This window comes from uncultured Agitococcus sp., assembly GCF_937920075.1.
In the GTDB taxonomy this organism is placed as follows: domain Bacteria; phylum Pseudomonadota; class Gammaproteobacteria; order Pseudomonadales; family Moraxellaceae; genus Agitococcus.
Map to the genome: position 1 here is coordinate 1 of NZ_CALETI010000193.1, position 4,822 is coordinate 4,822.

Sequence of the window (4,822 nt, forward strand, 5' to 3'; positions counted from 1 at the left end):
CTTTTATCATCTAAGTGGCTATAACGTACTGCAACCATTTGGCTGGGATGCATTTGGACTACCGGCAGAAAATGCAGCATTCTCAAGTAATATTTCACCGGCAAAATGGACTTATGAAAATATAGATTATATGCGTTGGCAACTGCAAAGCCTCGGGCTTGCGGTTGACTGGTCACGTGAATTTGCTACTTGCTCGCCACAATATTATAAACACCAGCAATGGTTATTTACTAAACTCTATGAAAAAGGAATTATCTACCGCAAAAATGGTCTGGTAAATTGGGATCCGATAGATCAAACCGTTTTAGCAAATGAGCAAGTCATTGATGGTAAAGGATGGCGTTCTGGTGCAGTAGTTATAAAAAAAGAAATACCTATGTATTATTTCAAAATTACTGCATATGCCGAGGAATTATTAAATGATTTGGATAAATTGGACGGCTGGCCAGAGCAAGTAAAAACTATGCAACGCAACTGGATTGGCAAAAGCTTTGGCGCAGACATTATTTTTGATTATGACCAAGACAGCATTGGTCAAGCAGGTCAATTAAAAGTTTACTCGACACGCCCTGACACTTTAATGGGTGCAACCTATGTCGCAGTGGCAGCTGAACATCCTTTAGCAACCTTAGCGGCTGAAAAAAATCCCGCGTTACAAGATTTTATTGCCGAATGTAAAGCAGGCTCTGTAGCCGAAGCAGACATGGCAACGATGGAGAAAAAAGGCGTTGCAACGGGCTTTTATGTCACGCATCCATTAACGGGTGACAAATTACCAGTATGGATTGCCAATTATGTATTATGGGGCTATGGCGAAGGCGCAGTCATGGCTGTTCCTGCCCATGATGAACGCGATTTTGAATTTGCCCATAAATATCAATTAACCATTAAACAAGTCTATCAATCGACAACAGGTGCAGAGTTTAACGTTGACACTTGGCAAGATTGGTATGCCAATAAAGATGACAGTATTCGCTCCATCAATAATGGCAAGTATGACGGTTTAAGTTTTACGGCTGCTTTTGATGCCATCGTTGCCGATTTAGAAGCGACACAACATGGCACTCGCAAAACTCAATTCCGCTTACGTGATTGGGGGATTTCTCGTCAACGTTATTGGGGTTGTCCAATTCCCATCATTCATTGCCCAAGCTGTGGTGATGTGCCTGTTCCAGATCATCAATTACCTGTGGTTTTACCCGAAGATGTCGTGCCTGATGGCGGTGCTTCACCCTTAAAACGCTTACCTGAGTTTTACCAAACCACTTGTCCAAGCTGTGGTGGTGCAGCCACTCGCGAAACTGACACCATGGACACCTTTGTTGAATCGAGTTGGTATTATGCGCGTTATGCGTCACCACAATGCGAAACAGGCATGGTAGACCCACAAGCAGCAAACACATGGTTGCCTGTTGACCAATATATTGGTGGCATTGAACACGCGATTTTGCACTTGTTATATGCCCGCTTCTTTCACAAGTTAATGCGTGATGAAGGTTTGGTACAAGGTGATGAGCCGTTTAAACGTTTATTAACCCAAGGCATGGTGTTAGCAGATACCTATTATCGCGAAATGCCTGATGGTAAAAAAGATTGGTTTAACCCTGCTGATGTTGCTTTAGAAAAAGATGACAAAGGTCGTGCAATTAACGCTATTTTGACCACTGACAATCAGCCTGTGTTGATTGGCGGCATGGAAAAAATGTCAAAATCTAAAAACAATGGTGTTGATCCACAAGCATTGATTGACCAATACGGTGCAGATACTGCCCGTTTGTTTATGATGTTTGCTTCACCACCCGATCAATCCTTAGAGTGGTCAGATGCTGGCGTTGAAGGCGCACACCGTTTCTTAAAACGTTTGTGGCGCAGTGTCTATTTACATCAACAAAAAGGCTTTATCCCTGCCTTAGATGTTGCCAACTTAGACAATAATAGCCGTGATTTACGCCGTAAAACCCACGAAACTATTGGCAAAACCACTGATGACATCGCACGCCGTTTTACCTTTAACACCGCCATTGCTGCAATTATGGAGTTGTTAAATAGCGTACAAAAATTAGATGCCAAAGAAGGTCAAGCCTTAGCTGTTGAGCGTGAAGCCTTAGAAGCCGCTATTTTGATTTTGTCGCCGATTGTGCCACATATTGCCGAAAAATTATGGCAGTCATTAGGCCATAGCGATATTGTCAATGCCGCATGGCCAACGGTTGATCAAAATGCGTTAACACGTTCTAGCATTGAATTAATGATTCAAGTCAACGGCAAGTTACGCGGCAAAATCGAAGTTGCTGTTGATGCAGATAATGCCACAGTTGAGCAACTGGCTTTGGCTAAACCTGAAATCCAACGCTTTTTAGAAACTCCACCGAAAAAAGTGATTGTGGTGAAAGGTAAGTTAGTCAATATTGTGGTGTAAAATATAACTTAACACCATCGTCAACAAATGGATGGGTCTCGTACCTCGACCCATCCTACAGCCATAGAGTATGTTGTGAATGAAATTTGGTAATTCTGTGCTTTGTTCCTTGATGATCATCAGCCTAACGGCCTGTGGTTTTCACTTGCGTGGCAGTTATCATATTCCTCCACAGCTACAACAACTCAACGTCGAGTTAAGCACTGCCAGCCCATTAAACAGCCCGCTTAACCAACGCTTACAACAATCAGGTATTCAACTTAATCAAGGTGAATATCGTTTAGTGATCTTAGAAGACAAACTCAGTAAACAAACCACTAACACAGATAGTCGTGCCAAAGCGGCTGAATATAGCTTGTATTATCAAGTACGTTATGTGCTACAAAATACCGAAAAGCAAAACGTTTCTGAAGAGCGTAAGCTGCTATTACGTCGTAGTTATCAATATGACACCACTGCTATTGTTGGTAAAACCGCTGAAGAAGAAACCTTAATTAAAGAATTATATGAAGAGGCAGCCACCCAAATCACCCGTCAACTCAGTGGCTTTAGTCATCTTTCCACCACCAAGACCACACCATGAAATACGACTATTGGGGCTTATTAAAACATCTAAAAAATCCCTTACGGACGATTTATGTGTTGCATGGTGATGAAACATTAATTCAACAAGAAGCGCTGATTGCCCTTCGCCAAGTTGCCAAACAACAAGGTTTTTTAGAGCATGAACGCCATGATGTTGATAAGCATTATGATTGGTCAATGGCCTTTGCAGATAGTAATGCCCTGTCGCTATTTTCAGATAAAAAACTGATTGAAATTCATAGCAACAAACCCGATGCCGCAGGCGCAAAAGTGATTGAAGCTTATCTTCAATCACCGCCCGAAGATAATGTGGTCATTCTTGTTTTACCAAAAATTGATGCGGCTGCCCAAAAAAGCAAATGGTTTACCGCTTGCGAAGATAATGGTATTACCGTTTCTTGCGCACCACTCACCGACTATCAATTTAAAGATTGGATTGTACAACGCTGCCAAAGCCATAAAGTACAACTTGATAATTCTGCCTTAACATGGTTATGCCAACAAACCGAAGGTAATTTGTTGGCAGCCCATCAAGAAGTCACCAAACTGGCTTTATTATTTGGCAGTGAAAAAATTAGCCTCGAACAACTCGAACAAAGTATTAGTGATAGTAGTCGTTTTGATTTATTTGATTTAAGTGCCTGTGCTTTAGCAGGTGACGCCCAAAAAACTGCAAAGATTTTATTTAGTTTACAAGCCGAAGGCCAAGCAGAAAGCTTAATTTTATGGGTACTGGCCAAAGAAGTACGCATGCTCACCAATTTATTTGAAGGCACACAGCAAGGTGTTAGCTTTTCAAATTTATGTCAACAATTAGGCATCTGGACGAAACAACAAAATAGTTATCAACTTGCACTTAGACGATTGAATCACAAACGTTTAAGCCGCCTAAATGCTGAGCTATTAGCCGCAGATAAAGCCATTAAAGGTCAAAACAATGACAATGCTTGGGATATACTATTGTGTTTAAGTCTTGGTCTTGCTGGAGTGACTCTCTTTGAAACCGCTGTCTGATGAACAATTTAAGGCATTGTCACACCTTGTCTATCGTGATTTAATTTTAGACACTTTAGGCAATCTCTCATTAGGCCTAGGTTTATATTTGGTTTTTAGTAAAGACGTGGCAGATTGGCCAACATGGTTATTATCGCCCGAAGCTAAAGCGATTTTTATTGCAACGGGACTGATTAATTTGCGGTTTATCGCTATTCGTTTTCGTCGTTTACAAGCATGGCAAGTTGCCCGACAACAACGTCAACAGCCCTAGGAATATCATGAATAATAATAAAGATACCTCTAGTATTTCATTCACCGCCCATTATACAGGTTATATTTGGTATAAAAATAAACTGTCACATCGTGCATTTGCTACGCAAAAAGGCTTTGTTTTATATCAACTGCTAAAACCAATCGAAGTGCTTGCCAAATTTTTTATTGGTTCAGACATTAAAACCACCCTCTTACAACGTCATCAATTAATTGACCGTGAATTAACTCAATTAATTTTATTGCATCCAGATTTACAAATTTTAGAACTAGCTTGTGGTTTATCACCACGCGGCTGGCGTATCAACCAAAAATATCCCTATATTCCCTATGTTGAAGCCGACTTAGTGGATATGGCGAGTCAAAAACAACAACTACTAAATAGTTTGGATGGCATAAATCCTAACCATAAAGTACATGTTTGCAATATATTAATTGAAGACGAAATACAAAGCCTTGAAGCGGTTTTAACGCGAGAGTTTGACACCAACAAACCAATTTTGGTGATTACCGAAGGTTTAGTAAATTATTTTAAACTTGAGGATATTAGCC

Annotated in this window: 5 protein-coding genes; all 5 read left to right on the forward strand. The window is 40.6% G+C overall.

Annotated features, from left to right (window positions below; translation table 11 throughout):
• The coding region (leuS, locus tag Q0212_RS07235) for a leucine--tRNA ligase (RefSeq protein ID WP_297924019.1) at positions 1-2,419 on the forward strand (2,419 nt) is incomplete at its 5' end.
• Positions 2,420-2,498: 79 nt separating this feature from the next.
• Positions 2,499-3,002: an LPS assembly lipoprotein LptE gene (lptE, locus tag Q0212_RS07240; RefSeq protein ID WP_297924021.1), complete on the forward strand. Its 504-nt coding sequence runs from the start codon at positions 2,499-2,501 to the stop codon at positions 3,000-3,002.
• Entirely contained in the window at positions 2,999-4,018 is a 1,020-nt protein-coding gene (gene holA / locus Q0212_RS07245; RefSeq protein WP_297924023.1) for a DNA polymerase III subunit delta, read from the forward strand. The genes lptE and holA overlap by 4 nt, the downstream gene beginning before the upstream one ends.
• A complete protein-coding gene (locus tag Q0212_RS07250; protein ID WP_297924025.1) occupies positions 4,002-4,271 on the forward strand; it encodes a hypothetical protein in 270 nt (89 codons plus the stop codon). Before holA ends, Q0212_RS07250 begins: the two co-directional genes overlap by 17 nt.
• Before the next feature lie 7 nt (positions 4,272-4,278).
• Positions 4,279-4,822 (forward strand): class I SAM-dependent methyltransferase (locus Q0212_RS07255; RefSeq protein WP_297924027.1); only part of this gene is annotated, 544 nt, incomplete at its 3' end.

Coding starts and splice junctions, on each gene's coding strand:
- holA (WP_297924023.1), top strand. CDS start 2,999: ATGAAATACGACTATTGGGGCTTATTAAAACATCTAAAAAATCCCTTA.
- lptE (WP_297924021.1), top strand. CDS start 2,499: ATGAAATTTGGTAATTCTGTGCTTTGTTCCTTGATGATCATCAGCCTA.